The sequence below is a fragment of the Mycobacterium sp. ACS1612 genome (assembly GCF_001667505.1).
In the GTDB taxonomy this organism is placed as follows: domain Bacteria; phylum Actinomycetota; class Actinomycetes; order Mycobacteriales; family Mycobacteriaceae; genus Mycobacterium.
This window is the reverse complement of record NZ_LZHZ01000060.1, coordinates 1-26830: the sequence shown is the minus strand read 5'-3', so window position 1 is coordinate 26830 and position 26830 is coordinate 1. Positions and strand designations below refer to the sequence as shown.

The window sequence follows — 26830 nt, the reverse complement described above, 5'->3', positions numbered from 1 at the left end:
AGACGATGAGTGAAGTCATCACCCGCCTGATGGAAGCCAATCTGCTGGGCGTGTTCGACGAACGGGACCCGCAACGGCGCGCCGAAGCGATCGCCGTGACCTACGCGGATGACGTGGAGTGGATCGACGATGAAGGCACCGCCACCGGGCATGACGAGCTGAACGCCAAGGCTGCTGAGCTGCAGGAAAAGCTGACGGGCATGCACTTCGTCAAGGCAAGCCCGGTACGTCAGACCCGCGGCCTCGGTTTCCTTGCCTGGGAGGTCCGGACCCCCGACAATGCCACAGTCGCGTCCGGCTTCGACGTCGCCGAGATCGCCGACGAACGCATCATCCGGATGTGGACAGTGCTGAACCCCCCGGAATAGGTGATGTTTCACCTTTGTTCTAGCGAACGAACCGCAGGAACCACAAGAATGGAGCCCGATCATGGGACAGCTCGACGGCAAGACGGCTTTGGTCACCGGAGGCACATCAGGCATCGGCCTCGCGACTGCCAAGCGGCTGGCCGATGAAGGAGCGTACGTCTTCATCACCGGTCGCGATCGCACTCGCCTGGATGAGGCCGCGGCGTCGATTGGCGCTCACGGTGTGCGGAGCGACATCAGCAAGCCCGACGAACTGGACAGCCTGGCCGCCGAAATCGCCAAGCACGGTAGGGGACTTGACGTCCTTTTCGCCAACGCAGGCGGCGGCGACTTTGCCACCCTCGCCGATGTGACGCCAGAGCACTACGGGGACAACTTCGACCGTAACGTGGCAGGCACGGTGTTCACCGTGCAGAAGGCTCTGCCGTTACTCAATGACGGCGCCTCGGTGATACTGGCAGGATCCACCGCCGCCTCCGAAGGTGTCCCGGCGTTCGGGTTGTATGCCGCGTCCAAGGCCGCCATCCGCTCGCTGGGCCGGACGTGGGCTGCCGAGCTGGCCGACCGCAAGATCCGGGTGAACACCATCGTTCCCGGCCCGATCGAGACTCCGGGACTCACCGGCCTGGCACCCGCCGACCAGAAGCAGGATCTGCTGGACGGCATGACTGCGCAGGTCCCGATGAAGAGGCTGGGCCGCCCCGACGAAATCGCCTCCGCGGTGCTGTTCCTGGCGTCGGATCAGAGCAGCTTCATGACCGGAGCGGAGTTGGCTGTCGACGGTGGGCAGATACAACTCTGACCATTGCAGAAGTCGAACACCCTTGCGCAAAGAAAGCGGTTGGCGCCCGGCAATCTCGATCGCACTTCGCAGCATTTCGACAGTCGCTTGACTGCGGCTTATTGCGTCGGGTCTTGCTCCCGGCGCCGGTCACGCCACTTCACGTACCCGCGGTGCGTGACGAAAGCGCCGACGACGGCCGTCACGCACCAGACCGCGACGGCGGAGTAGGCCAGCGGCGAGGAAAGGTCACCGATCGACGCGCCAAGCGCGGTGTAGACGAAGGCCCGCGGCGCCGCCCCGATGAAGGCTCCAACGGCCATCTGCCACAACGGAACTCCGAAAGCCCCGAACGCATACGACGCCAGCGCGTCGGAGACGCCGGGGATGAATCGCTGACCGACGACGGCCCACAGGCCGCGGCGGTCGATCAGTCGGTCGAGACGGTCGGCGCGGTCCGCGCCCAGAAGCGCCCGCGCACTGTCCCGGCCTGCGCGCCTGCCGATGCGGCTGGCGATGATCGCTGTACCGACCGTGGCGCCCAGGGTCACAAACACCCCCAGCACGGGCCCGAACAACACACCGCTGCCTGCGGCCAGGATGGGGCCGGGGACAAACAGGGCGGCGAGCACGGCGGCCACCACGATGTAGGTCAGCGGCGCGGCGGGGCCGGCGGCGGCGACCGTCTGCCGGATGTCGTCGACGTCGATGACGTGGCTGACGGCGACCAGATAGAACAGACCGAGCAGGAATCCCGCGAACAGCGCCAGCCGCACGATGTGGCGGCGTCGACCACCTGCGGTGGGTTCGTCGATATCGGTCATGCTGGCTGCGATTGTCCCGCACCAGCGCGGTGTGCCTGCTAGCCGGAGGTGTGCACGATCAGGATGTCGATCTTCGATTTGCGCGCGACGTCGGCGGGAACCGAGCCGAGCAGCCGCCCTGCCACCGAGTTGAGGCCGACGTTGCCGACGACGATCAGATCCGCCTTGACCTCCTGCGCCAGGTGGATCAGGGCGTCGACCGGTGCGCCCTCGATGGCGCGTTCCTCGATGTCGTGTGCGCCCGCGCCTTTTGCCTTGTCGCGTGCGTCGCGAAGGATCGCGTAGACCGGCGCGTCGCCGTGCAGCATGTAGCCCTCGCGGCCCAGCGTGTCAGCAGCGCGCGGGTCGGCGACGTGGTCGTGCGTTGGCGCGTGTGACCAGCTACCCCGGTCCACGTGTGGGATGTGCGCGCTGGCGATGATCAGCTTCGCGTTTTCCTGCGCCGCGAACGCACCCGCCCGCTCGACGGCCCGCATCGACGAGTCCGACCCGTCCGTGCCGACGATCACTGTCCGATAGCCGCTCATGTCGGGTCATTAAACGCTTGCCGGGGCGGCCGCGGATCGGTTTACGTATCGAAGTCGGTACTTGCGCTCAGGTCTTCCCACTTCGCGATTTCGTTGGCACGGGCTTCGGCGACGTTTCGGTAGGTGGCGAGCGCGTCCGGGCCGAGTAGCAGGAACGCGGGCGGCTCACTCGATTCGACGACGGTGATGATGGCCTCGGCCGCTTTCGCGGGATCGCCTGCCTGGTTGCCGTCCATCGTGTCGTTTTCCTTGCGCCGCCGGCCTGCGGTATCGGCGTAGTCGTCGATGACCGTGGGCGACTGGGTCAGCGAGCGTCCGGCGAAGTCGGTACGAAACGCGCCGGGTTCGACGACGGTGACCCAAATGCCAAGGGGCGCAACCTCATCGCGCAGTGACCCGCTGAGGCCTTCGATGGCCGCTTTCGCCGCGGCGTAGTAGCCGGACCCGACCGGTGTCCGCTGGGCGCCGATGGACGAGATGTTCACGATCCAGCCGCGCCGCCGCGCCCGCATGTCCGGCAGTACTGCCTTCGTCATCGCGACGGTGCCGAAGAAGTGCGTCTCGAACAGCTGTCGGACCGCGTCGTCCTCGCCCTCTTCGACGGCGGCGCGGTACCCGTAGCCGGCATTGTTGACCAGCACGTCGACGCCGCCGAACCGCTCGTTGGCCTGCTGCACCGCGGCACTCACCTGATCGGGCTCGGTCACGTCGAGTGCTACGGCGAGTACGCGGTCGGACGCGACGTCGGCCAGATCGGCGACTTTCGCGGCATCGCGCGCGGTGACAACGGCGTTGTGTCCCGCACTGATGACGGCCTCGGCGAGTGCGCGGCCGAGGCCGGTCGAGCAACCGGTGATGAGCCAAGTGGACATCGGATGTTCCTTTCAGCAGTCCGCGATCTGCAGCGGGATCCACCCTCTCATGGCGTGGTTTGAGCAAGAATTGACGACGGAGAAAATGAGGGCGACCATGACCGACGACCTTGCTTCCGGTTTCCAGAGCGTCGACCGCGCCCCGGATTTCGAGATGTTCTCGCGATGTCTGACGCTGGTCGACTCGCTGCCGTTCTTCGCCGAATGCAAACGCGAGAGCTACGAATTGCTCGGGACCGGCCGCGGTCGTCGGATCCTGGAGGTGGGCTGTGGGCTAGGGGACGACGCCGCGGCGCTGGCCAGACTTGTCGTCCCAGGTGGATCGGTGGTCGCCGTCGACGGCAGTGAGGCGATGATCGACGCGGCGCGCGCCCGCCACGGTGGCGTCGAGGGGCTGTCCTTCCACGTCGCTGATGCCGCCGAATTACCCTACGACGACGCTCATTTCGATGGCTGCCGCATCGATCGGGTGCTTCAGCACATCGCTGATCCCGCTCCTGCTATCGGTGAGATGGTCCGCGTGTTGCGGCCCGGTGGTGTGCTTGTCGCCTACGACAACGATTGGGAGACGTTGACGGTCGACTCGGCTGATCGCGCGACCACCCGCACCATCTTGAACGAATGGTGCGACCGGTTCCCCTCCGGTTGGATCGGGCGCAAGCTTGTCCCGCTGTTTCTCGACGCGGGCCTTACCGACGTCGTCGCCCACCCGAAGACGTTGGTGCTCCGCGAGTTGGAGCTGGCCGATCAGTTGTATCTGTTCTTCTCGACCGCAAACAGGCTCGTGGCGGGCGGACTCCTCGATCGCGCCGATGTGCAGCGCTGGTCGGATTCGTTGCGCACCGCCGACGCCGATGGTCGATTCTTCAGTTCCTACACCGGCTTTCTCGTGTCAGGAACCCGCACCGGCCCGTGATGCGTCCTGCCGAACTTCATGCAGTTTCGCTATCGTTCATGCGTGCATCTCGAAGAATTGGAATGGTTCGTGGCGCTGGCCGAGATCGAGCACGTCACCGAGGCGGCCGCGGAGTTGGGCGTGAGCCAACCGACGTTGTCGCGGGCGCTGGCCCGTTTCGAGGCGCAGGTCGGCGCCCCGCTGTTCGATCGAGTCAATCGCCGGTTGCGCCTCAATCCGTACGGACAGATCATGCTCGAACACGCCCGCCGCAGCCTCGCCGAAATGCAGTCCGCCGTCGACCGCATCGGTGCGCTTCGCGACCCTGACACCGGACGGGTGCGGCTGGCCTTCCTCCATTCGCTGGCCAGTTGGTTTGTGCCCGAACAGCTTCGGCGCTTCCGGGAATCGGCGCAGCGGATATCGTTCGACTTGTTCCAGGGCCCGGCAAGCGAAATCACCCATCGCGTCATCAACGGTCAAGCGGACATCGGCATCACGTCGCCGCGGCCCGAGGCGCCGGAACTGGCGTGGCATCGACTGTATGAGGAGCGGTTGTGTCTGGTGGTTCCGCGCGGGCATCGCTTGGCGTCGCGCGCCCGCGTGCGGTTGTCGGCAGCGGCGTCCGAGCCGTATGTGGCGTTGGTACGGCAAGCCGGGCTACGTCAACTGACCGATGAACTGTGGGCGGAGGAGGGTCTCGACCCGGACATCGTCTTCGAGGCGACCGAGCTCTCCACGATCGAGGGCCTCGTCTCGGCGGGGTTCGGCGTTGGGGTCGTCCCGGTTCCCCGGGTCGCCGACGAATCGCAGGTCGTCCACGTCCCGCTGACCAATGTCGGGGCCAAGCGGGAGGTCGGGCTGGTGTGGGACAGAAATCGGGGACTGGCGCCGCCGGGGCAGCGCTTCGTCACATTTCTCGAGTCGGCGGCGGGCGCGCCGCCGCGGTGAAGTCGAGTGATGCGCTTGTCACATCAACCTGGCATTACTCATGTATTAGACACATGACAGCCCCGCGCTTAGCGTGCCCTGGGTGTCAACCGAAAGCGCAGCTGCCCCGGTATGGAACGGCCACGCGCGCGGCTCGTCCGCGTACGGCCGGCTGCTCACCGCGCTGTTCTGCGCGGGCGTGGCGACGTTCGCTCAGCTGTATTCGCCTCAAGCGGTACTGCCGCTGATCGCTGCCGACCTCGGTGTCGGCTCGGCGGGCGCGGCGTTGATGATTTCGGCATCGACAATCGGTCTCGCCATCGGCGTGATCCCGTGGTCGTCGCTCGCCGACCGGATCGGCCGTGTGAGGGCGATTTCGTTCTCGGTCATCGGGGCGACGACCGTGGGCGTGCTGGTGCCCTTCGCGCCGAGCTTCGACATGCTGCTGGCCGGGCGCTTTCTCGAAGGTCTGCTCGTCGGTGGCGTGCCCGCCATCGCGGTCGCATACCTCACCGAGGAGATCGATCCCGCGCATGCCGCGCGGGCGGCGGGAACCTTCGTCGCCGGAACCACCATCGGCGGATTGGCGGGCAGGTTGGTGTCGAGTCCCGTCGCCGAGATCGCGGGTTGGCGTGTTGGTGTCCTCTCGGTCGCGGTGCTGTGCGGGCTCGCGGCTGTGGGCTTCGTGAAACTGGCTCCGCCGCCCCGCGGCTTCGTCCCCGGCAACCGGACGCACGCCAATGCCGAAGGGAGCCTGGCTCATCGCTTGTCGGCCAATCTGCGGTCGCGCCGCCAACTGACGCTGTTCGGCCAGGCGTTTCTGTTGATGGGTGCATTCGTCGCGCTTTACAACTATCTGGGCTTTCGGTTGGCAGGGGCGCCCTTCTATTTACCTCCGTTCGCGGTCAGCCTGGTGTTTCTGGCATACCTCGCCGGGACGTGGGCATCGGCCCGCGCCGGAGGGGAAGCGTCGCGGTTCGGCCGCAAACCGGTGCTGCTGGTGTCGGTGGCGATCATGGTGGCGGGCATCGCGATCACGTTGAGCAACAACATCGTTGCGGTACTTGCCGGTCTGGTCATCGCCACCGCGGGCTTCTTCGGCGCCCACTCGATCGCCGCAGGGTGGGCAGGCCGGTCGGCGCCCATTGGTAAAGCTCAGGCATCCTCGCTGTACAACCTGTTCTACTACGGCGGTTCGAGTGTCATCGGCTGGCTGGGCGGGCTGGCATTCGACGGATACGGCTGGACCGCTGTCGCTGTGATGATTTCGGCGCTGATCCTGATCGCCGCCGGTGCCGCCGCGCTGTTCCTACCCGCCGACTAGTTGCGCCGAAACGGCATTCCAGCACGCCCGCACTCGTACTTTCCGTGCGTAGATGCAGTCTCGACCCAAACGACTAGCGGATGTCGTTGATGTCGTTCTTCAACGCTTCCGCGTCCGTGCCGAAGACGGCTTGCACGCTGTTGCCGACTTCGATCACGCCCGCCGCACCCAGACTCTTCAGTCGCTCCTGATCCACTTTGCTCGGGTCGGCGACCTCCATACGCAAGCGCGTGATGCACGCGTCGACGTTGACGAGGTTGTCCCGGCCGCCGAACGCGGCGATGACCTGTTCTGCCTTGTTGTCAACAGCTGCGGGCGCTGTCTTCGTCGCGGTGGCGGCCCCGCCGGTCGTCACCGCTGTCGCCGATGCCGCGCCCTCGCCGAGGTTGGCGGCTTCCTCAGCCTCGAATTCGCTTTCCGGTTCGCGCCCAGGCGTTCTCAGGTTCCATCGGGTGATGGCGAATCGGAACAACACGTAGTAGACGACGAAGAAGACCACACCCATGCCCAACAGCAGTGGGATGTTCTTGGCCGCGGGCGCTCCGCCCCATAGAAGCAGGTCGATCAGGCCCGCCGAGAACGAGAAGCCGAGGTGGATGTCGAGTAGGTAGGCGATTGCCAGCGACAGCCCCGTAAGCACCGCGTGGATGACGTACAACGGGAACGCCACGAACATGAACGCGAACTCGAGCGGTTCGGTCACGCCGGTCAGAAACGCGGTCAGCGCGGCGGCCGCCAGTATGCCGACGGCGACCTTACGTTGTTTCTTGTTGGCGACGTGGATCATCGCCAGCGCGGCGGCGGGCAGCCCGAACATCAGAATCGGGTAGAAGCCCGACGTGAGGTGCCCGCCGGTGGGATCGCCCGCCGCGAAGCGGGTCAACTCGCCGGTGACGACTTTGCCGTCCGGCGCCTGATAGTCGCCGTAGAGGAACCAGATGTAGGAGTTCGGGATGTGGTGCAGGCCGAACGGAATCAGCATGCGATTCACGAAGCCGTACACGAACGCCCCGAACGCGCCCGAGCCGCCGATGAACTTGCCGAGACCCGTCAGGCCCGCGTCGAAGATCGGATAGAAGTAGCTCATCGCGAACGCGAGGAACAGGCAGACCAGTGACACCACGATGGGGACGAACCGCCTGCCGCCGAAGAAGCCGAGATAGGAAGGCAATTGGATGGTGTGATAGCGGTCGAACAGCCACGCGGTGACGAGCCCGACCACGATGCCGGCGAACACGCTGTAGTTGATCTGTGCTTGCTCGCCCGCCTTGTCCACCTGACCCGCGAGCACGATCGGCGACATCGTCTTGAACACCGCCTGCACCACGAGGTAACCGACGACGGCCGCCAGTGCGGTCGAACCGTCCGCCTTCTTGGCGAATCCGATCGCGACACCGACGGCGAACAGCAGAGCGAGGTTGCTGAACAGTGCGTCACCGGCGGCGCTCATCGCCTGGAAGAAGGAGCTGATCACCGGGGCTTGGATCTTGCCGAGCACGTCGGGCTGGCCGAGTCGCAGCAGGATGCCTGCGGCGGGCAGCACGGCGATCGGAAGCATCAGGCTCTTGCCGAGTCGCTGCAGTTGCGCGAAGCCGGGGATCCGCCGACCCGACTTTGCCGTCGTCCCTTCGGGTTTCGCTGACTCGCTCATATCCTGTGGACCTCCTTCGCCGAAGCTGACCGGAAGCCTAGACGAGAACCGGTGAACTTGAGACCCTCTTGCCCGCACGCTCGTATTGTTGGTGCGTGAGTACGACGTCAGTCCTTGCCCCGGTCGCGGGCCGCGCCGTTGCCCTGCCGGACGTTCCTGATCCTGTCTTTTCCCAGGGCATGGTGGGTTTCGGTGCCGCCGTCGATCCGCCACGCGGGGTGGTGGAGGCCGTCGCTCCGGTCAGCGGGAAGATCTTGAAGTTGATGCCGCACGCGTACATCGTCATGACGGCGGACAACGTGGGCGTCCTGGTCCACCTCGGGCTGGACACCGTCGGGTTGAAGGGGCAGGGCTTCACTGCGCATGCCAGCCAGGGCGATGAGGTCACGGCGGGGCAGTTGATCATCACCTATGACGTCGCATGGGTGGAAGCCAAGGGGCTCGACCCCATTGTCCCGGTGGTGGTGATGGACGAACGCGAATCCTCCAACATCACCCCGTCGGATGCGGTCTTCGAGGGTGCGCAGATTGCCTCCGGGGCAATTCTTTTCACCGCGAACAAGTAGATGGAAGTCGTAATCCTGCCGGACGCCGGACAGATCGGCGCGGTTGCGGCCGACGCCATCGGCGAACTGCTGGCCCGCAAGCCGGATACCGTGCTCGGCCTCGCGACGGGATCATCGCCGCTGATGATCTACGACGAATTGGCGGCGCGCTGCGATGCCGGTTCGATCTCGTTCGCGAAGGCGCGCGGCTTCACTCTCGACGAGTATGTCGGGCTACCCGCCGACCACCCCGAGCGCTATCGCAATGTGATCGACCGGGTGTTCGTCTCGCGGGTCGACTTCGCCCCCGGCGCGGTGCACGGACCGGACGGTCTGGCCGACGACATCCCTGCCGCGTGCGCAGCGTACGAGAACGCGATACATCAGTCGGGCGGCATCGACCTGCAAATCCTCGGCATCGGCACCGACGGCCACATTGCGTTCAACGAGCCGGGGTCATCACTGGCTTCGCGCACTCGCATCAAGACGCTGACCCGGCAGACCCGAATCGACAACGCCCGCTTCTTCGGCGGTGACGTGGAGGCTGTGCCGACGCACTGCCTGACGCAGGGCCTGGCGACGATCATGGAGGCCAGGCACGTGGTCCTGGTGGCGACCGGCGGCGGCAAGGCCGAAGCCGTCCACCATCTGGTCGAGGGGCCGGTGAGCGCGATGTGGCCCGCGACCATACTGCAGCATCATCCGCACGTCACAGCGCTGCTGGATGACGCTGCGGCACATCGGCTTCAGCTTGCGGCCTACTACCGCGAAACCTACCGCGGCAAGCCGGATTGGCAGGGCATCTGAGTGATATTGGCTGCCGAGACGATCCTGACGGGGCGAGAGATATTGCGGCCCGGGTGGATTGAGGTGTCAAACGGGACTGTCGCCGCCCTTGGCGCAGGCGCCGCGCCGCGCGACACCGATCGTGACCTCGGCGCGGTCACCGTGGTACCAGGCTTCGTGGACACCCACGTCCACGGTGGCGACGGCGCGAACTTCTCGACCGCCTCGCCTGCGGACACGGCGACCGCCGCGACGCTGCACCGAAAACACGGGACCACGTCGCTGGTTGCCTCGTTGGTCACCGCGGGACCGGACGAATTGCTGCGCCAGGTAACGGGTTTGGCCGACGACGTGCACGCGGGCGTCATCGCAGGCATCCACTTGGAAGGACCGTGGCTGTCCGCCAAGCGGTGCGGCGCACATCAGCCGTCGCTGATGCGCGACCCTGACCCCGCCGAGATCGACCGGGTGCTCGATGCCGGTCAAGGCGCGATCCGGATGATCACCGTGGCACCGGAGCGCGACGGTGCCCTGGCCGCGATCGAGCGGATCGTCGACCGCGCAGTGGTGGCCGCTGTCGGCCACACCGAGGCGACCTACCAGCAGACGGGCGCGGCGCTGGCGGCGGGCGCGACGGTGGGGACCCACTTGTTCAACGCCATGCGCCCGATCAACACCCGGGAACCGGGTCCGGTCATCGCGCTGCTGGAAGACGCCAGGGTGACAGTCGAAGTGATCACCGACGGCGTGCACGTCGACCCCGCACTGTACCGACATGTCGCGCACAGCGTGGGGCCCGATCGGGTGTCGCTGATCACCGATGCGATGGCGGCGGCCGGGAAGCCCGACGGGGCCTACCACCTCGGACCTGTGCAAGTGAACGTCGTCGACGGCGTCGCCAGGGTGGCGGGTACCGACACTATCGCCGGCAGCACCGCGACCATGGACCGGGTTTTCCGCTTCGCTGTGGCGCACAGCGGATTACCGCGCGACGAGGCCCTGATGTTGGCCGTGCGCCAGGCGTCGGTCAACCCGGCGCGCGCGCTCGGACTGCCGGATGGCGGACTCGTCGCAGGCAGTGCCGCCGACTTGGTGGTCCTGGACTCGGATCTGGCTGTCGCCCGCGTGATGTATCGCGGTGTGTGGGAGGAGCCGCGGTGAACGAATCGCTCCTTCACAGCGAAACACCAGTCTGCGCACGGTTTCTGCGGGAACCGTGGACGCTATGGCACTGCGGTTTCTGGTCGTTTCATCGGTGACCCTCTGTTGCGCGCTGACGCTCGCCGCGCAGGCCGCGGCAGAACCTGTCGATACCGGGGGAGCTGCTGACTCGGTGATCAGCGACTTGAAAGCGCAGGGCTACAACGTCGTCATCAACTGGTTGAACGGGTATGACACCGTGCCGCTGGCGGTGTGCACAGTCCAAGACGTCGACAGCCCGGACGCCACACCACCGAAGCCCGGCGCGTTCACGACCGTCTACGTCGACGTGTCGTGCCCGAACCATCCGGACGAATGAGGGGCGGATCTTTGCGGCGGCAAACCAGCTGCCGACCGCGTTGGAATTGACGTTTCCGCAGACCTCGCTGGTGGTATCCGCCTCCGAAGACACAGGAGGTCAAAACAGATGCCCGCGTGGAGTTGGATAGTCATAGCAGCAGTGGTCCTGATAGTCATCGCGCTCATCGTCTTTCTTGCCATGTCGGCGGCGCGTCGCAAGCGATCAGAGCGACTCGAACGCCACTTTGGCCCGGAGTATGAACGCGCCATCGACGAGGTCGGTGATCAACGGGCTGCCGAGAAGGAACTCGTCGAACGCGAACGCAGGCGGCAGAAGCTCGACATCGTCGCGCTGGCCCCGCAGGCGCGTGCAAAGTACGACGCACATTGGCGGACCGTGCAGAGTGCATTCGTCGACGATCCGTCGGCAGCGGTGGGCGAGGCAGACCGCTTGGTGACCACGGTGATGCGGGAACGCGGCTATCCGGTTGACGACTTTGATCAGCGGGTCGCCGACGTGTCGGTCGATCACCCCGACGTCGTCGAGCATTACCGAGCGGCCCACACCCTTCACCTCGCACAGGAGCACGGCGACATCGGTGTCGAGGCGCAACGTCAGGCGTTCGTGCACTACCGCGCGCTCTTCGAGAGGCTGCTGGAAACGGATGTGGAAAACGAGAAGGACAAGCCAGAGGAGGCGCGGAATGACAACTCACGACGAGCAAATGAACACCACATCAGCCCCAACTGACCAAGCTCCGTCGCAGGTTTCGGGTGCCGACCCGTCGCAGGTGCAAGCCGCGCCGATGACCGCTCCGGCCGAATCAACGCAACAACAATCAGTGGAACCGGAGCCGTCACCTGCTGGACCCGAAAACTCAACGGGCGGATCCCTTTTCGCCGATAACGACCGTTCGGGTCTGCGAACCCGTTGGGACGACGTGCAGGCGGGTTTCGTCGACGACCCCAAAGACTGCGTTCAGAAGGCCGATGCGTTGGTGGCAGACGTCGTTCAACAGTTGACCACCGGATTCAGTGAGGCGCGGGCACGCCTGGAGGCGCAGTGGGCTCGCGGTGAAGATGCGTCTACAGAAGACCTTCGGCAGGCGCTGAAGCGCTACCGCGAATTCTTCGAGCGGCTGCTTTCGGTCTGAGGCCCAGCGCTGTTGGCGAATGCCGGCGCGACGAACCGCTGCAGCATCTCGTGCTCTGTGCGCGCATCGGTGGCGGGCAGTAGCAGCAGCGATAGCACGAGGCGCACAATCCATTGCGCGGCTGGTGGATCATCGCCGGCAACGCCGGTCAGTTCTGACGCAAAGTGGGCCACGGCCTGTGATGTGGTCAGCAGGTTCCATCCACCGCTGCGCGCCGAATCGAGGAACAGTTGGCTTGCCGGATGGGCACGGACCTCCGCCACCGCCACCTCGATCGCGGTCAATACCCGGTCCGCGCCCGCGCGCCCCTCGACACTCACACGGATGGTGTCGACGATCCGGGCGCCGGCCCTCGCCAGCACCGCTTCCCGAATGTCCTTCTTGCCGCCGACGTAGCGGTAAATGGTGGCGCGCGAGCAGTGCGTCCGTGCGGCGAGCGCATCGACGCTGAAGGCGTCCATCCCGTCCCGGTAGATCAACTCGGTCGCTGCAGCGTAGATGCGCTCGGCTGCGGCCGACCACCTGCCGTCGTCGAAGAGCCAGTCGTCTCGCGACACAGGATCCAACTTATCTCGGCGTTGAGACAAATATCCCTAAGTTCTCACTGTTGCCGCAGGTCCGTGCGGCAGCGTGAGACGACTCGGCGGCCGGCGCGGGAGGGCCAGTTATCGTCCGTTGCTCGGACCGTTGACCGCGCGCCTCCATGCTGGTCAACCTGTACGAATGAGGTTGCTCGACGATCCGGTCGCGTTCTTCGGTGGTGATGCGATCCAGGACCCGTATCCGCTGTACGACCGGCTTCGCGCCGAGGGGCCGGTTCATCGGGTGGGCGAATCCGGCTTCTACCTGGTATGCGACTGGGGCGCGATCAACGATGCCGTCAACCGACCCGATGAGTTCTCGTCGAACCTGACGGCGACAATGACCTTCGGCGCCGACGGCACCGTCGTCCCGTTTGAATTGGATCAACTCGGCGGGCCGACGCAGATCCTCGCTACGGCCGACGACCCCGCACATGCCCTCCATCGCAAGTTGCTCGTACCGCAACTGGCCGCCAAGAAGATCCGTTCGATGGAGGTGTTCATCGAACAGACCTTCGACCGATTGTGGATCGACGGTCTACGTGATGGCCGTATCGAATGGATGAGCGCGCTGGCGAACAAGCTGCCGATGATGGTCGTCGCGCGTTTGATCGGGGTGCCTGCCGAGGACGTCGACAAACTGATCCGATGGGCAGGCGCGAGCACACAATTGCTCGACGGGCTGGTCGATCAGGAGAAGCTGACAGCGTCGGGTATCGCGGCGATGGAACTGGGCAACTACATCCGAGGTCATTTCGTCGACGCGGCGGCCGATCCGCCGGACAACCTGCTGGGAGCCCTCGCAAGTGCTTGCAACGCGGGCGAATTCGAGCAACTCACGGCCCAGCTGATGATGATCATCTTGTTCAGTGCCGGCGGAGAATCAACCGGCTCACTGCTCGGTAACGCGATGGAGATCTTGGCCGCGCGACCGCATATCCAACGTCAGGTTCGCGAGGATCCGGGTTTGTTGGGGCCGTTCATCGAAGAGGCGCTGCGGTATGAGCCACCGTTTCGCGGTCACTATCGTCATGTCGTCAGAGCAACGTCGCTGGCCGGTACTGAGCTGCCCGCCGGTTCCCGGTTGTTGTTGCTGTGGGGCGCGGCCAACCGGGACCCGGCCACGTTCGACGCGCCCGACGAGTTTCGGCTCGACCGGCCAGGCGGCAAGGGACACATCACCTTTGGGAAGGGTGTGCACTTCTGCGTCGGCGCTGCGCTTGCCCGGCTGGAGGCGCAGATAGTGTTACGCGAAGTGCTCGACCGCACATCCTGGATCGGCGTGGTCGACGCCGGGCCGTGGCTGCCCAGCGTGCTGGTCCGGCGCCGCGAACATCTACGGCTGCGGGTAGGGCGCGAATCGCCTGTCGAAACCTGACTTCCGCTCCGCCAGCTGGCCCTGCCGAACCGCCGCGTCGGCAGGGACGGTGCCCGCGGGCAGCACACCCGGCAACTGGTCGAGGGACACCACCTGCGAGCTCACGGTCGGCAGATTCGTCGGCTTCTCGGGCAAGTCCTGGAACCGGATCGAGATGGTGCCCTGATGCAGGCCGCCCGTCGACACCCAGTTCCAGATCTGCGGATCCTGCGGGGACACCACGATGGTGTATGTCCCGTCGTCGTTCTTCCTGGCCTGCGAGATGTTCAGGCTGGTCTGCTGGTCCCAGTAGTTGTCGGTGATCGTCCAGTCGTTGGTGACAGGAACAACGAAGTAGCCGGCGTCGCCAGGATCGATGGTGAGCACGAGCGCCTGGCTGTCGTCGAGTTGGAAGTAGCCGGCGCTCTGCATCTGTGTCGAAAGGAATTGTGCGTTCTGCGTCGGATCGGTGAACACGTTGGGCTGCCTGCGTTCACCGGTGGTCGGGTCGACCGTGGCGACCTTGATGTAGGTGGCCTCCATCTGCAGGCCCAACGCCATGATCACCGCGGTGACCGTGCCCCGCAGTAGCGGAGGCATGACCGGCAGCGGCGGCACCAGTGAGACGAGTGTCGTCAACAGGGGACTCTTCGTCACCGTGGGTCCGATGAACGGGATGGCGAATCCGCCCAGTTGAGCGAACAAGCTGTTCGGGGGACCGCCGGTCCGTTCGATCGACAGGGTCATCGGATCCTGGGTGTTCCAGTCCGACAACGTGTTTCGCACCGCGATCAGCGTGGTGTCGTCGGTGATCTGGATGTGGTTGGGCCCTGGCCCGGTGGGGGAGCCGCTCACGGTGATGGTGAAGGAGCCGTCGGGGTTGCGCTGAAGATCCTTGCCGTTGAGCACCGACGCGGTGCTGCCGGACAGGCCGGTCAGCACGCTGAACGTGGTTTCGGCCGGATCCTCGCCGGTGAAGCGGCCGGTGATCACATACGTCGAGGTCTTGTTGACCGCCATGAAGCGGTAGATGGTGTCGGGATTGTCGTAGAGGATGCGCGACCCGCCGACGTCCTGGCCGTACCAGGTGTGCGGCGGAGCGACCTGCGCGACGGCCGTCGGGGTCATCGGATTGAGCAGTTGCTGTTGGAATGCCGCACCCATGGCGTACTCGTCGACCGCTTGGTTGAGCGCATCGAGGTTCGCCTGGTCGGGCCCGCCAACCAGCTTGAATTGCTGCTGAGCCGTTGAGCGCCAGCCGAATTGCAGCACGAGCTTCATCAATTGCACGGGCAGCGTGTTCACCGTTTCGGCCGCGCGCCGCTCGGCGGCACGTTGTTCGGGGGTGCCGAGCGGGCTGACTGCCAGTGTCTGCGTCGCTGGCTCGTGGACGGCGGCCTTCGTGACCGGCTTGGTGACTTCGCCGCTTGCGGTGCCGACAGTGGATGCCACGGCCACGGTCTGTGCGGGCGTGTCGGGTTTCGGCGCGGGCTCGTCGCCGGTGGCGTTCGTCGACACCGCCTGTAACTGTGTCTTGGGCGTCTTCTTTTTCTTCTTCGGCGGCGCTGCGGGCTTCCCGTCGTTTCGATCCGTCGAGTCCTTCAGGTCTTTTTTCACCGTCTTGGTCGCCGGCTTGTGCTCGGCTCTGTGGTCACTGGACTCCGACGCACTGGCGGAGGCGGAGCCTTCCGAAGTGCCCGATTGGCCTTCGTCGGCGGACGCGATCGCGGCGTCGTTGGCGATCGCCGCCCCGATGCCCAGTGCGACCGCAAGGCCGCCGACCCTGCCGATGAACCGACCGTAGGTGAATGGCTTCGTTGCCACGGGGCGAGTCCTTTCGCAGGGCGTCCGCTGACCGCAAACGCCTTGCTTGGTACCGTAGTCACATGACTACAGCCGGGGCAAGGGGTGGCGTGACACCCGCGAACACGCCCCTGGGCAGGGCAGAAGTCGTCGCGGCGGTATTGGAGTCTGCCGCGGACCTGTTCGCCGAACGCGGGCCTGCGGCAACGTCGGTGAGGGACATCGCCGCGCGGTCGCGAGTGAACCACGGGCTGATCCACCGGCACTTCGGAACCAAGGATCGACTCGTCGCGGCGGTCCTCGATCACCTCGGCGAGCACCTCGCCGGGCTGTTGGCCGCCGAAGCGGACGGCGCGTCGATCGGGGCCGCGGTCGACCGGCAGTTGCGGGTGATCGCCAGGACGTCGCTCGACGGCTATGCGGTCGGCGAACTCCAGAAGCGGTTTCCGACGATGGAGGTTCTGCTCGACAGCGTCCGCGCACGACAGCCCGGCGACCTCGACGCGAGGCTGGCCGCCGCGCACACCGTCGCGCTGCAACTCGGCTGGGTCCTCTTTGACGACTTTCTGCGTGCATCCACCGGACTCGAGAACCTCGACGATCGCGTCTTCGCCCGGTCGGTGGGCGAGGTGGTGGGGCGGATTCTCGACGCCGAGCCGTCAGCATCGTCGTAGGATCTGTTTCGCTACCTGGACTTTTCGTCGCCCGCCGCCCAGCTCGGCAAACTGACGCATTCGAAATCGGCCTTGCGGCAAGCGATTTTGACGCAACAGCAAGCTTGTTTCACATGCAATGAATGCAAACGTGTTTCTCGGAATGTATTTGCAGGCCCCGCCAACCGGCCTAACGTTGATCAGATGAATGTCCACGTCGTTGAGGCGCGGCGCTGTCCCTTCTGCAAGCACATCGTGAACACCTATCGCGATCCCCGGGATCCCGAGAACACACCCCACGACGGTGACATCTCGGTATGTGGGAACTGCAGCGGACTATCTGTTTTTGAGGGGAGTGAACTGCGCCTGCCCACACCCGAGGAACTGGCCCGGTCCATGCGCGACAAGAACCTCCTCCGCACCATCAAGGAGCTTCGAGCCGAGCAGTACGGGTGGAGTGTCTTCTGATTTGTCGGTAGTGCTCAGGCCAACGGGCCGGTGACCGCCTCGGCGGCCGCCACCAACGCGCCGGAACTCGCCAGGGTGACCACTGCGTCGATCTCCGGCGCCAGGTATCGGTCGGTGCCGGGGCCGGGTACGCATGCCCTGACCGCGGCGATGACGGCCGCGGTGGCAGGCGACGCCTCCAGCGGAGCGCGCAATTGGATGCCGCGCGCCGCGGTGTGCACCTCGATGGCAAGCACCCGGCGTAACCCGTCGACGGCCCTGCGCAGTTTGCGCGCGGCCGACCACCCCATCGAGACGTGGTCTTCCTGCATCGCCGACGACGGAATCGAGTCCACACTGGCCGGGTTGGCCAACCGCTTGAGTTCCGAGACGATGGCGGCCTGGGTGTACTGCGCGATCATGTGGCCGCTGTCCACGCCGGGGTCGTCGGCCAGGAACGGGTTGAGGCCGTGGCTGCGGGCGACGTCGAGGAACCGGTCGGTGCGTCGCTCACTGATGCTGGCCACATCGGCCACCGCGATCGCGAGGAAGTCGAGGACGTAGGCGACCGGGGCGCCGTGGAAGTTGCCGTTGGACTCGACGCGTCCGTCCAGGGTGACGACGGGATTGTCGACCGCGCTGGCCAGCTCGCGGCCCGCAACGGTGCGGGCGTGCTCGACGGTGTCGCGTGCCGCGCCCGCCACCTGGGGCGCACACCGCAGCGAGTAGGCGTCCTGGACCAGCGAACAGTCCGGCCCGCTGTGGCTGGCCACGATCGGCGAGTCGGCGAGTACGCGACGCATGTTCGCGGCGGCCGCCGCCTGTCCGGGATGCGGGCGCATGGCGTGCAGATCCTCCGCGAAGACCCTGACGGTGCCGAGCAGTCCCTCGACGCTCATGGCCGCCGCGATGTCGGCGAGTTTCAGCAGCCCGTCCAGATCGCGCAGTGCGAGCACCAACATGCCGAGCATGCCGTCGGTGCCGTTGATCAGGGCCAGCCCCTCCTTCTCGGCGAGCACCACGGGTTCGATGCCGTGCCGCGCCAGCGCGTCGGCGGCGGGCAGGAGTTCACCGTCGGCGGTGCGCACCGAACCTTCGCCGATCGCGGCGAGTGCCACGTGCGCCAGCGGTGCCAGGTCGCCGGAGCAGCCGAGGCTGCCGTACTCGTACACCACCGGGGTGAGCCCGGCGGACAGCATCGCGGCGTAGGTCTGCGCGACCTCGGGCCGCACGCCGGTGCGGCCGGTGGCCAGCGTCGACAGCCGCAGCAGCATCATCGCCCTGACGACCTCACGCTCGACCTCGGGACCCGAGCCGGCGGCATGTGAGCGAATCAGGCTGCGCTGCAACTGTGTCCGCAGTTCGTGGGGGATGTGTCTGCTGGCCAGCGCCCCGAAACCGGTGGACACCCCGTACACCGGCTTTGGGTCGTGGGCCAACTCCTCGATGCGAGCGCGACTCTTGGCGATCGCGTCCAGCGCCTCGTCGGACAGCGTCACCGCGGCACCGTTGCGGGCCACGGCCACGAGTTCGTCGAAGCTGACAGGGCCGACACCGACGACGACGGTTTGAGTACTCACGATCGTGACTCCACATTCTCGAAGAGGCGCAGGCCCGCCCGCACCACATCGCGGACGAGCGGCACACCGGGGCGGTAGGCCAGATGGATATAGGACGGGGCCTCCAGCAGGACGAAGTCAGCGCGCCGCCCGACGGTGAGCACCCCGACGTCGTCGCGGCGAAGCGCGGCCGCGCCGCCCGCGGTGGCGGCCCACAACGCTTGCGCCGGAGTGAAGTTCATGTCCCTGACGGCGATGGCGACGCAGAACGGCATGCTGGTGGTGTATGAGCTGCCGGGATTGCAGTCGGTGGCCAGCGCCACCGTCGCGCCCGCGTCGATCAGTCGGCGGCCGTCGGGATAGCGTGCGCGCGTGGAGAATTCGGCGCCGGGAAGAAGGGTGGCGACGGTGGTGTCGGCTGCCGCCGCGAGGGCGTCGACGTCGTCGTCGGTGGCATACGTGCAGTGGTCCACCGACGCCGCGCCCAGTTCGACCGCCAGCCGGATGCCCGCGCTGGGCCCGAGTTGGCCCGCGTGCAGGCGGGCGCCCAGCCCGGCCGCCATACCCGCGGTGAGGATGTGCCTGGTCTCGTCGACGTCGAAGGCGCCGCGATCGCAGAACACATCCACCCAGCGGGCGTGCGGAGCGCACGCCCGCAACATGGGCCCGGTGATCAGGTCGATGTACGCCGCCCGGTCGTCACGGAATTCAGCCGGAACAACATGTGCGCCAAGGAAGGTCGTCTCGTCGGTGACGGCCTTGGCGATCCGCAGCGAGCGGGCCTCGTCGTCGACGGTCAGCCCGTAGCCGCTCTTGCACTCAAACGTCGTGACACCGCACCGCAGCAGTTCACCGGAGAGACGCTCGACACGATTGAGCAGGGCGGCGTCAGTTGCCGCACGGGTGGCGGCCACCGTGGAGGCGATCCCGCCCGCGCCGTAGGGTTCGCCGCTCATCCGTGCCGCGAACTCGGCTGAGCGGTCGCCTGCGAACACGAGATGGGAATGGCTGTCCGCGAAGCCGGGAATCACGCTGCAGTCGTCGCAACTGACCCGCGCGTCGGCGTCGGGGGCCTGTACGCGCGGGCCGACCCACGCGATCTGCTCGCCGTCGACCACGATGGCGGCGTCGGAGATGATGCCGAGCGGATCGCCGTCGGCGTTCGCGGGGTCGTTGGTGACGAGTTCACCGATGTCGGTGTAGAGGACGGTCATCGCGTCTCCATCAGATCAGCGATGGCAGAGTGTAGTTCGGCTTCGACATCGGGGACGTTGGCATGCTTGCGATCGACGACGACGGCGCGACCGTCGACCACGACGTTGGTGACGTCGGGCGCGGCCGCGGCGAACACGACGTTCTCCACGGTGGTGCCCCCGCCTGCGGTGCGGACCGAATCTGTCTGCACGGCAACGAAGTCTGCGCGTGCGCCGACCGCGAGTTCACCCCCGTTGGGCCAGCCGAGCGCGCGGTGACCGTCGTAGGTGGCGGCCCGCAACAGCCGATCGGCGGAGATGACGCCGCGCTTGCGGGAGGCGAGGCGTTCGTTCAGTTCCACCGCGCGAGCCTCCTCGAACAGGTCGATCACCGCGTGGCTGTCGGAGCCGAGGCTGAACAAACCGCTGCCTGCGAGCAGTGCGGGGGCCGGGCCGATGCCGTCGCCGAGATCACGCTCGGTGGTGGGGCAGAAGCACACGCCCGTCGAGGTGCGGTCGATGTCGGCGATGTCGTCGGCGGACAGATGGGTGGCGTGCACGGCGGTCGTCCGGGGCCCCAACGCGCCAGCGTCCCGCAGCACCGCCGTCGGTGTGCGCCCGTATACGGCAAGGGATTGCTCGACTTCGCGTGTCTGCTCCGAGGAGTGCACATGCAGCGGGACATCGTGCGTGGCGGCCCATTCCACGACGGCGGGCATGTGGTCGGCGGGAACGCCGCGCACGGAATGCATGGCCGCGCCGATCACGACGGAGGGACTGTGTGTCTGGCGGCGCAACGCCTCGGTGCGCTCGGCCCACTGGTCTCCGCTGCCGTCGCCGAACCGCTGCTGCGGCCCGTCCAGCGACGCCCCGTCCGGTGCGGAACTCAGATAGCAGGTGTCCAACAGCGTGAGCCGGATGCCCGCGTCGGCGGCACCGTCGATCACCGCGTGCCCCATGGCGTTGGGTTCGGCGTAGCGGGTGCCACCGGTGTCGTGGTGTACGTAGTGGAACTCGCCGACGCAGGTGATTCCGGCGAGCACCATCTCGGCGTACACCGCGCGCGTCAAACGGCGGTAGCGGTCCGGGTCCAACCGCTCGGCGGCGCGGTACATCAGGTCACGCCACGTCCAGAAGGATCCGCGGTCGCGTTGGGTGCGTCCGCGCAGTGCGCGGTGAAAGGCGTGCGAATGCGCGTTGGCCAGTCCGGGAATGACCAAGCCGCGCAACCGATGTGAGCCCGGCTGCGCGAGGGTGTCGGTTTCGAACGCGGTGATCCGCCCGTCCGCGACAGTGAACAGCACACCGGCGGCCACCGAGTCGCCGCCCAGCCAGGCGTATTCGCACCACCAGGTGTCGGTCACGACGACACCCAGTCCGCCATCACGTCGGCCAGCGCCACCGCTCCAGTGTTGCAGTCGTCGGGTTCGGCGAACTCCTCCGGCGAATGCGAAACGCCGGTCGGGTTGCGGACGAACAACATCGCGGTCGGCACGACGGCGGACAGGATGCCCGCGTCGTGGCCTGCCTGGGTCGGAAGCACCGGGATGTCGCCGAGGTGGGCGAGCGCACGTTGCAGCCTGGCGCGCGGCGCCTCGGGGAATTCGACGATGGGTGTCACGGATTCGGCGGCGACCTGGAGGTCGATGCCGTCGGCGGAGGCATGCTGGTGGGCCTCGGTGCTGATCTTGTCGACCAGCGACCGCAGTGTCGCCTCGTCGGCGGCCCTGGCGTCCAGCCACGCGTGCACGGAGGACGGAATCGCGTTGGCGCCGTTGGGCGCTACGATCACCTTGCCGAACGTCGCGACCGCGTCGTGCGCGGCGGCCATCGATCGCGCGGTGTGCACGGAAGAGGCGAACGCCAGCATCGGGTCGCGCCGGTCGATCAGACGGGTGGTGCCTGCATGGTTCGCTTCGCCGCAAAAGGTGAATTCCCAACGGCCGTGCGGCCAGATCGACGACGCGACCGCGACCGGACGGTCGACGAGATCCAGCGCGCGGCCCTGCTCCACGTGCAGTTCGACGAAGACACCGACGCGGCCGGTCAGACGGGGGTCGGCGCCCAGATGCTCTGGGTTGCGGCCGGCCTTGGTCATCGCCTCGTCGAGCGTCACACCGTGGACGTCCCGCAGACCGCGGGCGCGGTCGGCAGTCAGTGCGCCCGTGGACAATTGGGATCCGACACATGCCACGCCGAAACGCGCGCCCTCCTCATCGGAGAACGCGGCGACCGCGACGGGGACGCGCGGCACGATGCCGCGCTCGCGCACGATGTCGACGGCCGCGAACGCGGACACCACGCCGAGTGGCCCGTCGAAGGCGCCGCCGTCGGGCACGGAATCCAGGTGCGAACCGGTCACGAACGCGTCGGCCGGATCCCCGGTCCAGCCCGGCGGCAGCCACCACGCCCACAGGTTGCCGTTGCGGTCCTCTTCGACGTCCATTCCGCGCTGTGCGGCGCATCCGGTGAACCATTCGCGCAGGGTCAGATCGGCGTCGGACCACGCGTAGCGGCGGTAGCCGCCGGTGGCGACGTGCCTGCCGATATCCTGGATGGTCGTCCAGAGGGCGTCGAAGTCCGTCATAGGTTCTCCTGCATGGGGATTCGAACGCCGCGCTGGGCGGCGACCTCTGCCGCATGTTGGTAGCCCGCGTCAACGTGGCGGATCACGCCCATGCCAGGGTCGTTGGTCAGCACCCGGGTGAGTTTCTCCGCGGCAAGCGCGGTGCCGTCGGCGACCGTCACCTGTCCGGCGTGGATGGAGCGGCCCATGCCGACCCCGCCGCCGTGGTGAATCGATACCCACGTCGCGCCGGATGCGGTGTTCACCAGCGCATTCAGCAGCGGCCAGTCCGCGATGGCGTCCGAGCCGTCGAGCATCGCCTCGGTCTCCCGGTACGGCGACGCGACCGATCCGGAGTCGAGGTGGTCACGGCCGATCACGATCGGGGCGGACAGTTCACCTGAGGCAACCATTTCGTTGAACTTCAGTCCGGCGAGGTGCCGCTCACCGTAGCCGAGCCAGCAGATGCGGGCGGGCAGTCCCTGGAAGGCGACCATCTTGCCCGCCATCTCGATCCACCGGGTGAGGTGCTTGTTGTCTCCGAACAGTTCGAGGATCGCCCGGTCGGTGGCGGCGATGTCCTTCGGGTCACCCGACAGCGCGGCCCACCGGAACGGTCCGAGCCCTTCCTCGAACTGGGGCCTGATGTAGGCCGGCACGAAGCCGGGGAAGTCGAAGGCCCTGTCGTAGCCGGCCTTTCGGGCTTCGTCGCGGATGCTGTTGCCGTAGTCGAACACCTCGGCGCCGCGGTCCTGAAAGCCGACCATCGCCGCAACGTGCTTGGCCATCGAGTGCTGGGCCTGCTCGGTGAAGTAGACGGGATCCTTCTCGGCCATCTTCTTCATGTCGTCGAAGTCGATGCCGATGGGCAGGTATGACAGCGGGTCGTGCGCCGAGGTCTGGTCGGTGACGATGTCGATCGGCGCGTTGCGGCTCAGCAACTCCGGCAGCACCTCGGCGGCGTTGCCCAGCAGTCCGATTGACAGCGGCCGTTTGGCGTCGCGGGCCTCGACGGCCAACCGCAGCGCGTCGTCGATGTCGACGGCCTTGGTGTCGAGGTAGCGGTGCTCGATGCGGCGGTCGATGCGGGTTTCGTCGCAGTCCACGCAGATCGCGACGCCGTCGGTCATCGTGACGGCCAGTGGCTGCGCGCCCCCCATGCCGCCGAGGCCCGCGGTCAACGTGATCGTGCCTGCCAAGGTTCCACCGAACCGCTTCTTCGCGACCGCGCCGAAGGTCTCGTAGGTGCCCTGCAGGATGCCCTGGGTGCCGATGTAGATCCACGAGCCCGCGGTCATCTGCCCGTACATCATCAGGCCGTCGGCCTCGAGTTTGCGGAACTGCTCCCAATTTGCCCAGTCGCCAACGAGATTCGAGTTCGCGATCAGCACGCGCGGTGCCCATTCGTGGGTACGGAACACGCCGACCGGCTTGCCGGACTGCACCAGCATGGTCTCGTCGGCCTCCAGGTTGCGCAGTGTCCGAACGATCGCGTCAAAGGCCTCCCAATTGCGCGCCGCCTTGCCGGTGCCGCCGTAGACGACGAGATCCTCCGGGTGTTCGGCGACTTCGGGATCGAGGTTGTTCATCAGCATCCGCAACACGGCCTCCTGTGGCCAACCTTTGCAGGACAACTCGGTGCCGCGCGGGGCGCGGACGAGGCGCGCGGTGGACGTCATGGTGCTCTCTTTTCGCTGGTCCTAACTCTGTGGTGCTATCAGGACACCGCACCCAACCCGGTTGCGGTAGGGACAAACGCGGGATACTGTCTCGTATCCGAGACACTGGGGAGGGATGCCGTGTCCAGCACCTCACCGGCGGTCGGGCGGGCGCTCGACGTGCTGCTGCACCTGGCGTCGCGGCCGGGCCCGGTGCAGGGGTCGGCGTTGATAAGGGAGATCGGCATGCCGCGCTCGTCGGCATACCACTTGCTCGAGGTGTTGATCGACCGCGGGTTCATCGTGCATCTGCCCGATCAGCGTGCCTATGCTCTCGGGGTCTCGGCGTTCGAGGTGGGTTCGGCGTATCTGCGGCACGGACCGCTCGAGCACATCGCGCGGCCGATCCTCAAGCGATTGGTGGCGACGGTCGGCGAAACCGCCCATCTCGGAATCCTGTACGGCGCCGAAAGTGTGTACCTGCTCAAGGAGCAACCGCAGACCGCCGGTGTTCCCGTCACCCTGGTCACCGACGTCGGCGTGCGACTGCCTGCTCATCTGACGGCGAACGGGCGATCCATCCTCGCGCATCTGTCGGCCGCTCAGGTGCGGGCGTTGTTTCCGTCGTCGGCGTCGTTCATCCGGCGCACCGACCGCGGGCCCAAATCTTTGGCTGAGTTGCGGCGACTCCTGCAGGCCGAACGTGAGCAGAAGTGGGCCGAGGAGGCGGGGATGATCACCGAGGGCCTGCAGTCGGTCGCGGCGTGTGCGTTCGACCATGCCGGTCGTCCGGTCGCCGCGTTCAGTGCGACCCGTCGCGAGGACCGGCCGAACACCGCGCTGCCGACGCTGGTCGACGCGGTGCGCGGTGCGGCACGGCAGTTGACCCAGGCGCTGTCTGGCCACGCCCCGGAGGGCTGGTTCTCTTAGCGCGAGCAGACGCAAGACTGCACATTTTGGTCCGATTTAGGACAGTTTTGCGTCTGTTCGCGGTCCGAATTTGGATGTACCATCTGGTACATGATTACTGAGTGCGGCGTTACGATCGACGCGCCTGCGGAAGTTGTCTGGGAGGTGTTCAGCGACGTCGAGTGCTGGCCGGAGTGGACGCCTTCGGTCACCAGACTCGTCGCACTCGACGGACCGGGCCTGTCGGTCGGTAAGCGCTTCGAAATCAAGCAACCGCGGATGCCCAAGCTGGTCTGGGAGGTCACTGAGTTGACCCCGGGCAGTGCGTGGACGTGGGTGCAGCGCTCGCCGGGCGGTGTGACGGTGGCCCGACACGAGGTCATCGCCGAATCCGAGCGACGCACCCGGGTGCGGCAACAACTGGAGCAGCGGGGGCCGGTTGGCTCACTGGTCGGCCTGCTCATGCGTGGAATGACAAGGCGCTATCTGGATTTGGAGGCGGCCGGTCTCAAGGCCGCAAGCGAGCAGCGGCGTGTCGATGGCCCGACGGCCTGACCTGATCCGGCGTCAGGAATTACTCGACGCAGTAGTCAAAGAGTGTGCGGAGCGCGGTATCGGCGACCGCCCGCTGCGCGACATCGCCGCGGCCGTCGGCACCAGCCACCGCATGCTCCTGCACCACTTCGGCTCACGAAACGAACTGCTGCTGGCGATCGTGGAGGAGGTCGAGCGGCGCCAGCGTGCGCTGTTACCCACGCTGCCAACTGAACCCGCGGCGGCAATCGCGGCGATGTGGGCTGATTTGCGCCGACCTGAACTGCGCCCGTTCGAGCGGCTGTTCTTCGAGTGCTACGCGCGCGGCGTCCAAGGCGAGCAGCCGTTCTCCAGCATGCTGCCGGGAGCCGTCGACACCTGGCTGGCGGACACCGCGGGCGCGGACCCGGCGCTGGCCCGCCTCGGACTGGCGGTCATGCGTGGTCTGCTGCTCGACCTGGTGGGCACCGAGGATCACGAAGGCGTCGACGCAGCCGTCGACGCCTTCGTGGAACTGGTTCGACGAAGCGGTTAGCTTCCCGAACCAGAACTCGACGCCGCAGCCGCCTCGGCGGCCCGGCCCTGCGGGCTTGCGGCCGAATTGCCCGGCGTGGTCGCGGTTGCGACGCCCGCCTCACAGTTCAGCGACACGAGCATCTCGTTGGTCGCCGAACCGCTGCTGTTCGGCGGCGGCTGCACGGTGCGTTTCTGCGCATGCGTCACCACGCAGTCGGGCCACGACTTCTGGTCCCCGACAACGGTTTCCACGACGGGCTTCAAGCCGGCACCGCTGAGTGAACTCTGCGCATCCGAATATTTCTGACCTGTCACATCGGTGTCGGCCGCGGCGACGCCGCAGAGCGAAACCGCAAGGCCCGCAAGGCCAGTGGCGGCGATGCTCATGCCGGCAACCGGACGAATCCAGCTCATCACGAGCCCGCCTTGACCGGAGGAACGGCTTCGGTCGTCGGTTCGACTGTGGCGGGCGTGGTGAAGGTGGCCGTCGCACCCATGTTCATACCGGCGACGGTGGGCTGGCTGTAGACCCCGGCGGACGAACCGTCCCCGGATCCGGCCAGGGTAGCGACGTTTCCGGACTCGGCGTTGTCGATCACGACGGTCAAGACACCCGCCCCGATCACTGCTGCTGCGGCGCAAGCGGCTCCCACCAACTTCACACCGCGACGACTGGTCGTCTCTCGTTTCGTGTTCATAGTGGGATCGTTGCCTCCGGACCGTAACAATCACTGGAATGCCTCTGTGAGCTGTCTGGTTTACGGACCGGTCAGATAGCTGTTTTGTCAGCAGTCCTGCGTTTAATTCCCAGGAATAGGCGGGCGGTTTCCGGGGGTGATTGCAACAGCCATTTAGTTGGAGGTTGTTGTGTATGTGAAGGCGCATCCGTGGGTTGTC

General features: G+C 66.5%; 30 protein-coding genes. 17 read left to right on the top strand and 13 right to left on the bottom strand.

Annotation, left to right across the window (positions count from 1 at the left end; all coding sequences use genetic code 11):
* Window positions 1–5: 5 nt before the first annotated feature.
* Together A5724_RS23385 and A5724_RS23380 are read left to right on the top strand one after the other, a co-directional pair.
* Window positions 6–368, top strand: a complete 363-nt coding sequence (locus A5724_RS23385; protein ID WP_067807956.1) for a nuclear transport factor 2 family protein — start codon at window positions 6–8, stop codon at window positions 366–368.
* 61 nt (window positions 369–429) lie between these two features.
* Window positions 430–1170 carry an SDR family NAD(P)-dependent oxidoreductase gene (locus tag A5724_RS23380; RefSeq protein WP_067807953.1) on the top strand — a complete coding sequence of 247 codons (741 nt, stop codon included), beginning with the start codon at window positions 430–432 and terminating at the stop codon, window positions 1168–1170.
* A gap of 98 nt (window positions 1171–1268) precedes the next feature.
* On the opposite strand, the gene A5724_RS23375 is transcribed toward A5724_RS23380, so the two are convergent.
* Genes A5724_RS23375 through A5724_RS23365 form a run of 3 tightly spaced genes read right to left on the bottom strand, consistent with a single transcriptional unit; the run spans window position 1269 to window position 3372 of the window.
* Window positions 1269–1973, bottom strand: coding sequence for a TVP38/TMEM64 family protein (locus A5724_RS23375; protein WP_067807949.1), 705 nt, complete (start codon window positions 1971–1973; stop codon window positions 1269–1271).
* Window positions 1974–2011: 38 nt separating this feature from the next.
* Entirely contained in the window at window positions 2012–2500 is a 489-nt protein-coding gene (locus A5724_RS23370) for a universal stress protein (protein ID WP_067807948.1), read from the bottom strand.
* 41 nt (window positions 2501–2541) lie between these two features.
* Entirely contained in the window at window positions 2542–3372 is an 831-nt protein-coding gene (locus A5724_RS23365) for an oxidoreductase (RefSeq protein ID WP_067807947.1), read from the bottom strand.
* A 97-nt stretch (window positions 3373–3469) separates the two neighbouring features.
* Between A5724_RS23365 and A5724_RS23360 the strand changes: the two genes are divergently transcribed.
* From A5724_RS23360 to A5724_RS23350, 3 genes are all read left to right on the top strand, one after another.
* Window positions 3470–4288, top strand: a complete 819-nt coding sequence (locus A5724_RS23360; RefSeq protein WP_067807942.1) for a methyltransferase domain-containing protein — start codon at window positions 3470–3472, stop codon at window positions 4286–4288.
* A gap of 42 nt (window positions 4289–4330) precedes the next feature.
* On the top strand, window positions 4331–5218 hold the full coding sequence (locus A5724_RS23355; RefSeq protein ID WP_067807940.1) for a LysR family transcriptional regulator: 888 nt from the start codon (window positions 4331–4333) through the stop codon (window positions 5216–5218).
* A gap of 82 nt (window positions 5219–5300) precedes the next feature.
* The gene (locus A5724_RS23350) at window positions 5301–6521 is read left to right on the top strand and encodes an MFS transporter (protein ID WP_067808334.1); all 1221 of its coding nucleotides are present in this window, start codon (window positions 5301–5303) and stop codon (window positions 6519–6521) included.
* Window positions 6522–6594: 73 nt separating this feature from the next.
* Here the strand turns inward: A5724_RS23350 and A5724_RS23345 are convergent, their stop codons facing one another.
* Window positions 6595–8172, bottom strand: a complete 1578-nt coding sequence (locus tag A5724_RS23345; RefSeq protein WP_067807930.1) for a PTS transporter subunit EIIC — start codon at window positions 8170–8172, stop codon at window positions 6595–6597.
* Between the two features lie 95 nt (window positions 8173–8267).
* On the opposite strand from A5724_RS23345, the gene A5724_RS23340 reads away from it, so the two are divergent.
* The 6 genes from A5724_RS23340 (at window position 8268) to A5724_RS23315 (ending at window position 12157) form a co-directional block, all read left to right on the top strand.
* Window positions 8268–8738, top strand: a complete 471-nt coding sequence (locus A5724_RS23340) for a PTS glucose transporter subunit IIA (RefSeq protein ID WP_067807929.1) — start codon at window positions 8268–8270, stop codon at window positions 8736–8738.
* Window positions 8739–9524 (top strand): glucosamine-6-phosphate deaminase, encoded by a 786-nt coding sequence (nagB, locus tag A5724_RS23335; RefSeq protein ID WP_067807928.1) that lies wholly within the window; start codon window positions 8739–8741, stop codon window positions 9522–9524.
* Window positions 9525–10664, top strand: a complete 1140-nt coding sequence (gene nagA, locus A5724_RS23330) for an N-acetylglucosamine-6-phosphate deacetylase (protein ID WP_067807927.1) — start codon at window positions 9525–9527, stop codon at window positions 10662–10664. It begins immediately after the preceding gene.
* 64 nt (window positions 10665–10728) lie between these two features.
* Window positions 10729–11022 carry a hypothetical protein gene (locus tag A5724_RS23325; protein ID WP_067807926.1) on the top strand — a complete coding sequence of 98 codons (294 nt, stop codon included), beginning with the start codon at window positions 10729–10731 and terminating at the stop codon, window positions 11020–11022.
* Between the two features lie 108 nt (window positions 11023–11130).
* Window positions 11131–11754 carry a hypothetical protein gene (locus A5724_RS23320; protein WP_067807923.1) on the top strand — a complete coding sequence of 208 codons (624 nt, stop codon included), beginning with the start codon at window positions 11131–11133 and terminating at the stop codon, window positions 11752–11754.
* Entirely contained in the window at window positions 11729–12157 is a 429-nt protein-coding gene (locus tag A5724_RS23315; protein ID WP_369830662.1) for a hypothetical protein, read from the top strand. Before A5724_RS23320 ends, A5724_RS23315 begins: the two co-directional genes overlap by 26 nt.
* On the opposite strand, the gene A5724_RS23310 is transcribed toward A5724_RS23315, so the two are convergent.
* A complete protein-coding gene (locus tag A5724_RS23310; RefSeq protein WP_067807918.1) occupies window positions 12121–12714 on the bottom strand; it encodes a TetR/AcrR family transcriptional regulator in 594 nt (197 codons plus the stop codon). The two genes, A5724_RS23315 and A5724_RS23310, sit on opposite strands and share 37 nt — an antisense overlap.
* Window positions 12715–12880: 166 nt before the next feature.
* Here A5724_RS23310 and A5724_RS23305 point away from each other — a divergent pair, with 166 nt between their 5' ends.
* Entirely contained in the window at window positions 12881–14116 is a 1236-nt protein-coding gene (locus A5724_RS23305) for a cytochrome P450 (RefSeq protein WP_067807915.1), read from the top strand.
* Here the strand turns inward: A5724_RS23305 and A5724_RS23300 are convergent.
* Window positions 14075–15919 (bottom strand): DUF1214 domain-containing protein, encoded by a 1845-nt coding sequence (locus tag A5724_RS23300; protein WP_067807912.1) that lies wholly within the window; start codon window positions 15917–15919, stop codon window positions 14075–14077. The genes A5724_RS23305 and A5724_RS23300 overlap by 42 nt on opposite strands.
* 62 nt (window positions 15920–15981) lie before the next feature.
* Between A5724_RS23300 and A5724_RS23295 the strand changes: the two genes are divergently transcribed.
* A complete protein-coding gene (locus A5724_RS23295) occupies window positions 15982–16572 on the top strand; it encodes a TetR/AcrR family transcriptional regulator (RefSeq protein ID WP_067807909.1) in 591 nt (196 codons plus the stop codon).
* Between the two features lie 183 nt (window positions 16573–16755).
* Window positions 16756–17019 carry a hypothetical protein gene (locus tag A5724_RS23290; protein ID WP_067807906.1) on the top strand — a complete coding sequence of 88 codons (264 nt, stop codon included), beginning with the start codon at window positions 16756–16758 and terminating at the stop codon, window positions 17017–17019.
* A 14-nt stretch (window positions 17020–17033) separates the two neighbouring features.
* Here A5724_RS23290 and hutH read toward each other — a convergent pair whose 3' ends face one another.
* Genes hutH through hutU form a run of 5 tightly spaced genes read right to left on the bottom strand, consistent with a single transcriptional unit; the run spans window position 17034 to window position 23995 of the window.
* Window positions 17034–18578, bottom strand: coding sequence for a histidine ammonia-lyase (gene hutH, locus A5724_RS23285; RefSeq protein WP_369830661.1), 1545 nt, complete (start codon window positions 18576–18578; stop codon window positions 17034–17036).
* On the bottom strand, window positions 18575–19771 hold the full coding sequence (hutI, locus tag A5724_RS23280) for an imidazolonepropionase (protein WP_067807900.1): 1197 nt from the start codon (window positions 19769–19771) through the stop codon (window positions 18575–18577). Before hutI ends, hutH begins: the two co-directional genes overlap by 4 nt.
* Window positions 19768–21114, bottom strand: a complete 1347-nt coding sequence (locus A5724_RS23275) for a formimidoylglutamate deiminase (RefSeq protein WP_082965230.1) — start codon at window positions 21112–21114, stop codon at window positions 19768–19770. The genes hutI and A5724_RS23275 overlap by 4 nt, the downstream gene beginning before the upstream one ends.
* Entirely contained in the window at window positions 21111–22337 is a 1227-nt protein-coding gene (locus A5724_RS23270) for an allantoate amidohydrolase (RefSeq protein WP_067807895.1), read from the bottom strand. The genes A5724_RS23275 and A5724_RS23270 overlap by 4 nt, the downstream gene beginning before the upstream one ends.
* Window positions 22334–23995 (bottom strand): urocanate hydratase, encoded by a 1662-nt coding sequence (gene hutU, locus A5724_RS23265; RefSeq protein WP_067807892.1) that lies wholly within the window; start codon window positions 23993–23995, stop codon window positions 22334–22336. The genes A5724_RS23270 and hutU overlap by 4 nt, the downstream gene beginning before the upstream one ends.
* 120 nt (window positions 23996–24115) lie before the next feature.
* Here hutU and A5724_RS23260 point away from each other — a divergent pair, with 120 nt between their 5' ends.
* From A5724_RS23260 to A5724_RS23250, 3 genes are all read left to right on the top strand, one after another.
* On the top strand, window positions 24116–24904 hold the full coding sequence (locus A5724_RS23260; RefSeq protein ID WP_067807889.1) for an IclR family transcriptional regulator: 789 nt from the start codon (window positions 24116–24118) through the stop codon (window positions 24902–24904).
* 90 nt (window positions 24905–24994) lie between these two features.
* Window positions 24995–25438: an SRPBCC family protein gene (locus A5724_RS23255; protein ID WP_067807885.1), complete on the top strand. Its 444-nt coding sequence runs from the start codon at window positions 24995–24997 to the stop codon at window positions 25436–25438.
* Window positions 25422–25952, top strand: coding sequence for a helix-turn-helix domain-containing protein (locus tag A5724_RS23250; protein WP_067807884.1), 531 nt, complete (start codon window positions 25422–25424; stop codon window positions 25950–25952). Before A5724_RS23255 ends, A5724_RS23250 begins: the two co-directional genes overlap by 17 nt.
* On the opposite strand, the gene A5724_RS23245 is transcribed toward A5724_RS23250, so the two are convergent.
* Together A5724_RS23245 and A5724_RS23240 are read right to left on the bottom strand one after the other, a co-directional pair.
* Window positions 25949–26347: a hypothetical protein gene (locus A5724_RS23245; RefSeq protein ID WP_232004948.1), complete on the bottom strand. Its 399-nt coding sequence runs from the start codon at window positions 26345–26347 to the stop codon at window positions 25949–25951. The two genes, A5724_RS23250 and A5724_RS23245, sit on opposite strands and share 4 nt — an antisense overlap.
* The gene (locus A5724_RS23240) at window positions 26347–26631 is read right to left on the bottom strand and encodes a hypothetical protein (RefSeq protein WP_156752420.1); all 285 of its coding nucleotides are present in this window, start codon (window positions 26629–26631) and stop codon (window positions 26347–26349) included. The genes A5724_RS23245 and A5724_RS23240 overlap by 1 nt, the downstream gene beginning before the upstream one ends.
* Between the last annotated feature and the right edge of the window lie 199 nt (window positions 26632–26830).

Coding starts and splice junctions, on each gene's coding strand:
- A5724_RS23270 (WP_067807895.1), bottom strand. CDS start 22,337: ATGACGGACTTCGACGCCCTCTGGACGACCATCCAGGATATCGGCAGG.
- hutI (WP_067807900.1), bottom strand. CDS start 19,771: ATGACCGTCCTCTACACCGACATCGGTGAACTCGTCACCAACGACCCC.
- nagB (WP_067807928.1), top strand. CDS start 8,739: ATGGAAGTCGTAATCCTGCCGGACGCCGGACAGATCGGCGCGGTTGCG.
- A5724_RS23370 (WP_067807948.1), bottom strand. CDS start 2,500: ATGAGCGGCTATCGGACAGTGATCGTCGGCACGGACGGGTCGGACTCG.
- A5724_RS23385 (WP_067807956.1), top strand. CDS start 6: ATGAGTGAAGTCATCACCCGCCTGATGGAAGCCAATCTGCTGGGCGTG.
- A5724_RS23325 (WP_067807926.1), top strand. CDS start 10,729: ATGGCACTGCGGTTTCTGGTCGTTTCATCGGTGACCCTCTGTTGCGCG.
- A5724_RS23245 (WP_232004948.1), bottom strand. CDS start 26,347: ATGAGCTGGATTCGTCCGGTTGCCGGCATGAGCATCGCCGCCACTGGC.
- A5724_RS23375 (WP_067807949.1), bottom strand. CDS start 1,973: ATGACCGATATCGACGAACCCACCGCAGGTGGTCGACGCCGCCACATC.
- A5724_RS23360 (WP_067807942.1), top strand. CDS start 3,470: ATGACCGACGACCTTGCTTCCGGTTTCCAGAGCGTCGACCGCGCCCCG.
- A5724_RS23305 (WP_067807915.1), top strand. CDS start 12,881: ATGAGGTTGCTCGACGATCCGGTCGCGTTCTTCGGTGGTGATGCGATC.
- A5724_RS23380 (WP_067807953.1), top strand. CDS start 430: ATGGGACAGCTCGACGGCAAGACGGCTTTGGTCACCGGAGGCACATCA.
- A5724_RS23250 (WP_067807884.1), top strand. CDS start 25,422: ATGGCCCGACGGCCTGACCTGATCCGGCGTCAGGAATTACTCGACGCA.
- A5724_RS23365 (WP_067807947.1), bottom strand. CDS start 3,372: ATGTCCACTTGGCTCATCACCGGTTGCTCGACCGGCCTCGGCCGCGCA.
- A5724_RS23315 (WP_369830662.1), top strand. CDS start 11,729: ATGAACACCACATCAGCCCCAACTGACCAAGCTCCGTCGCAGGTTTCG.
- A5724_RS23295 (WP_067807909.1), top strand. CDS start 15,982: ATGACTACAGCCGGGGCAAGGGGTGGCGTGACACCCGCGAACACGCCC.
- A5724_RS23345 (WP_067807930.1), bottom strand. CDS start 8,172: ATGAGCGAGTCAGCGAAACCCGAAGGGACGACGGCAAAGTCGGGTCGG.
- A5724_RS23320 (WP_067807923.1), top strand. CDS start 11,131: ATGCCCGCGTGGAGTTGGATAGTCATAGCAGCAGTGGTCCTGATAGTC.
- hutU (WP_067807892.1), bottom strand. CDS start 23,995: ATGACGTCCACCGCGCGCCTCGTCCGCGCCCCGCGCGGCACCGAGTTG.
- A5724_RS23255 (WP_067807885.1), top strand. CDS start 24,995: ATGATTACTGAGTGCGGCGTTACGATCGACGCGCCTGCGGAAGTTGTC.
- A5724_RS23240 (WP_156752420.1), bottom strand. CDS start 26,631: ATGAACACGAAACGAGAGACGACCAGTCGTCGCGGTGTGAAGTTGGTG.
- A5724_RS23290 (WP_067807906.1), top strand. CDS start 16,756: ATGAATGTCCACGTCGTTGAGGCGCGGCGCTGTCCCTTCTGCAAGCAC.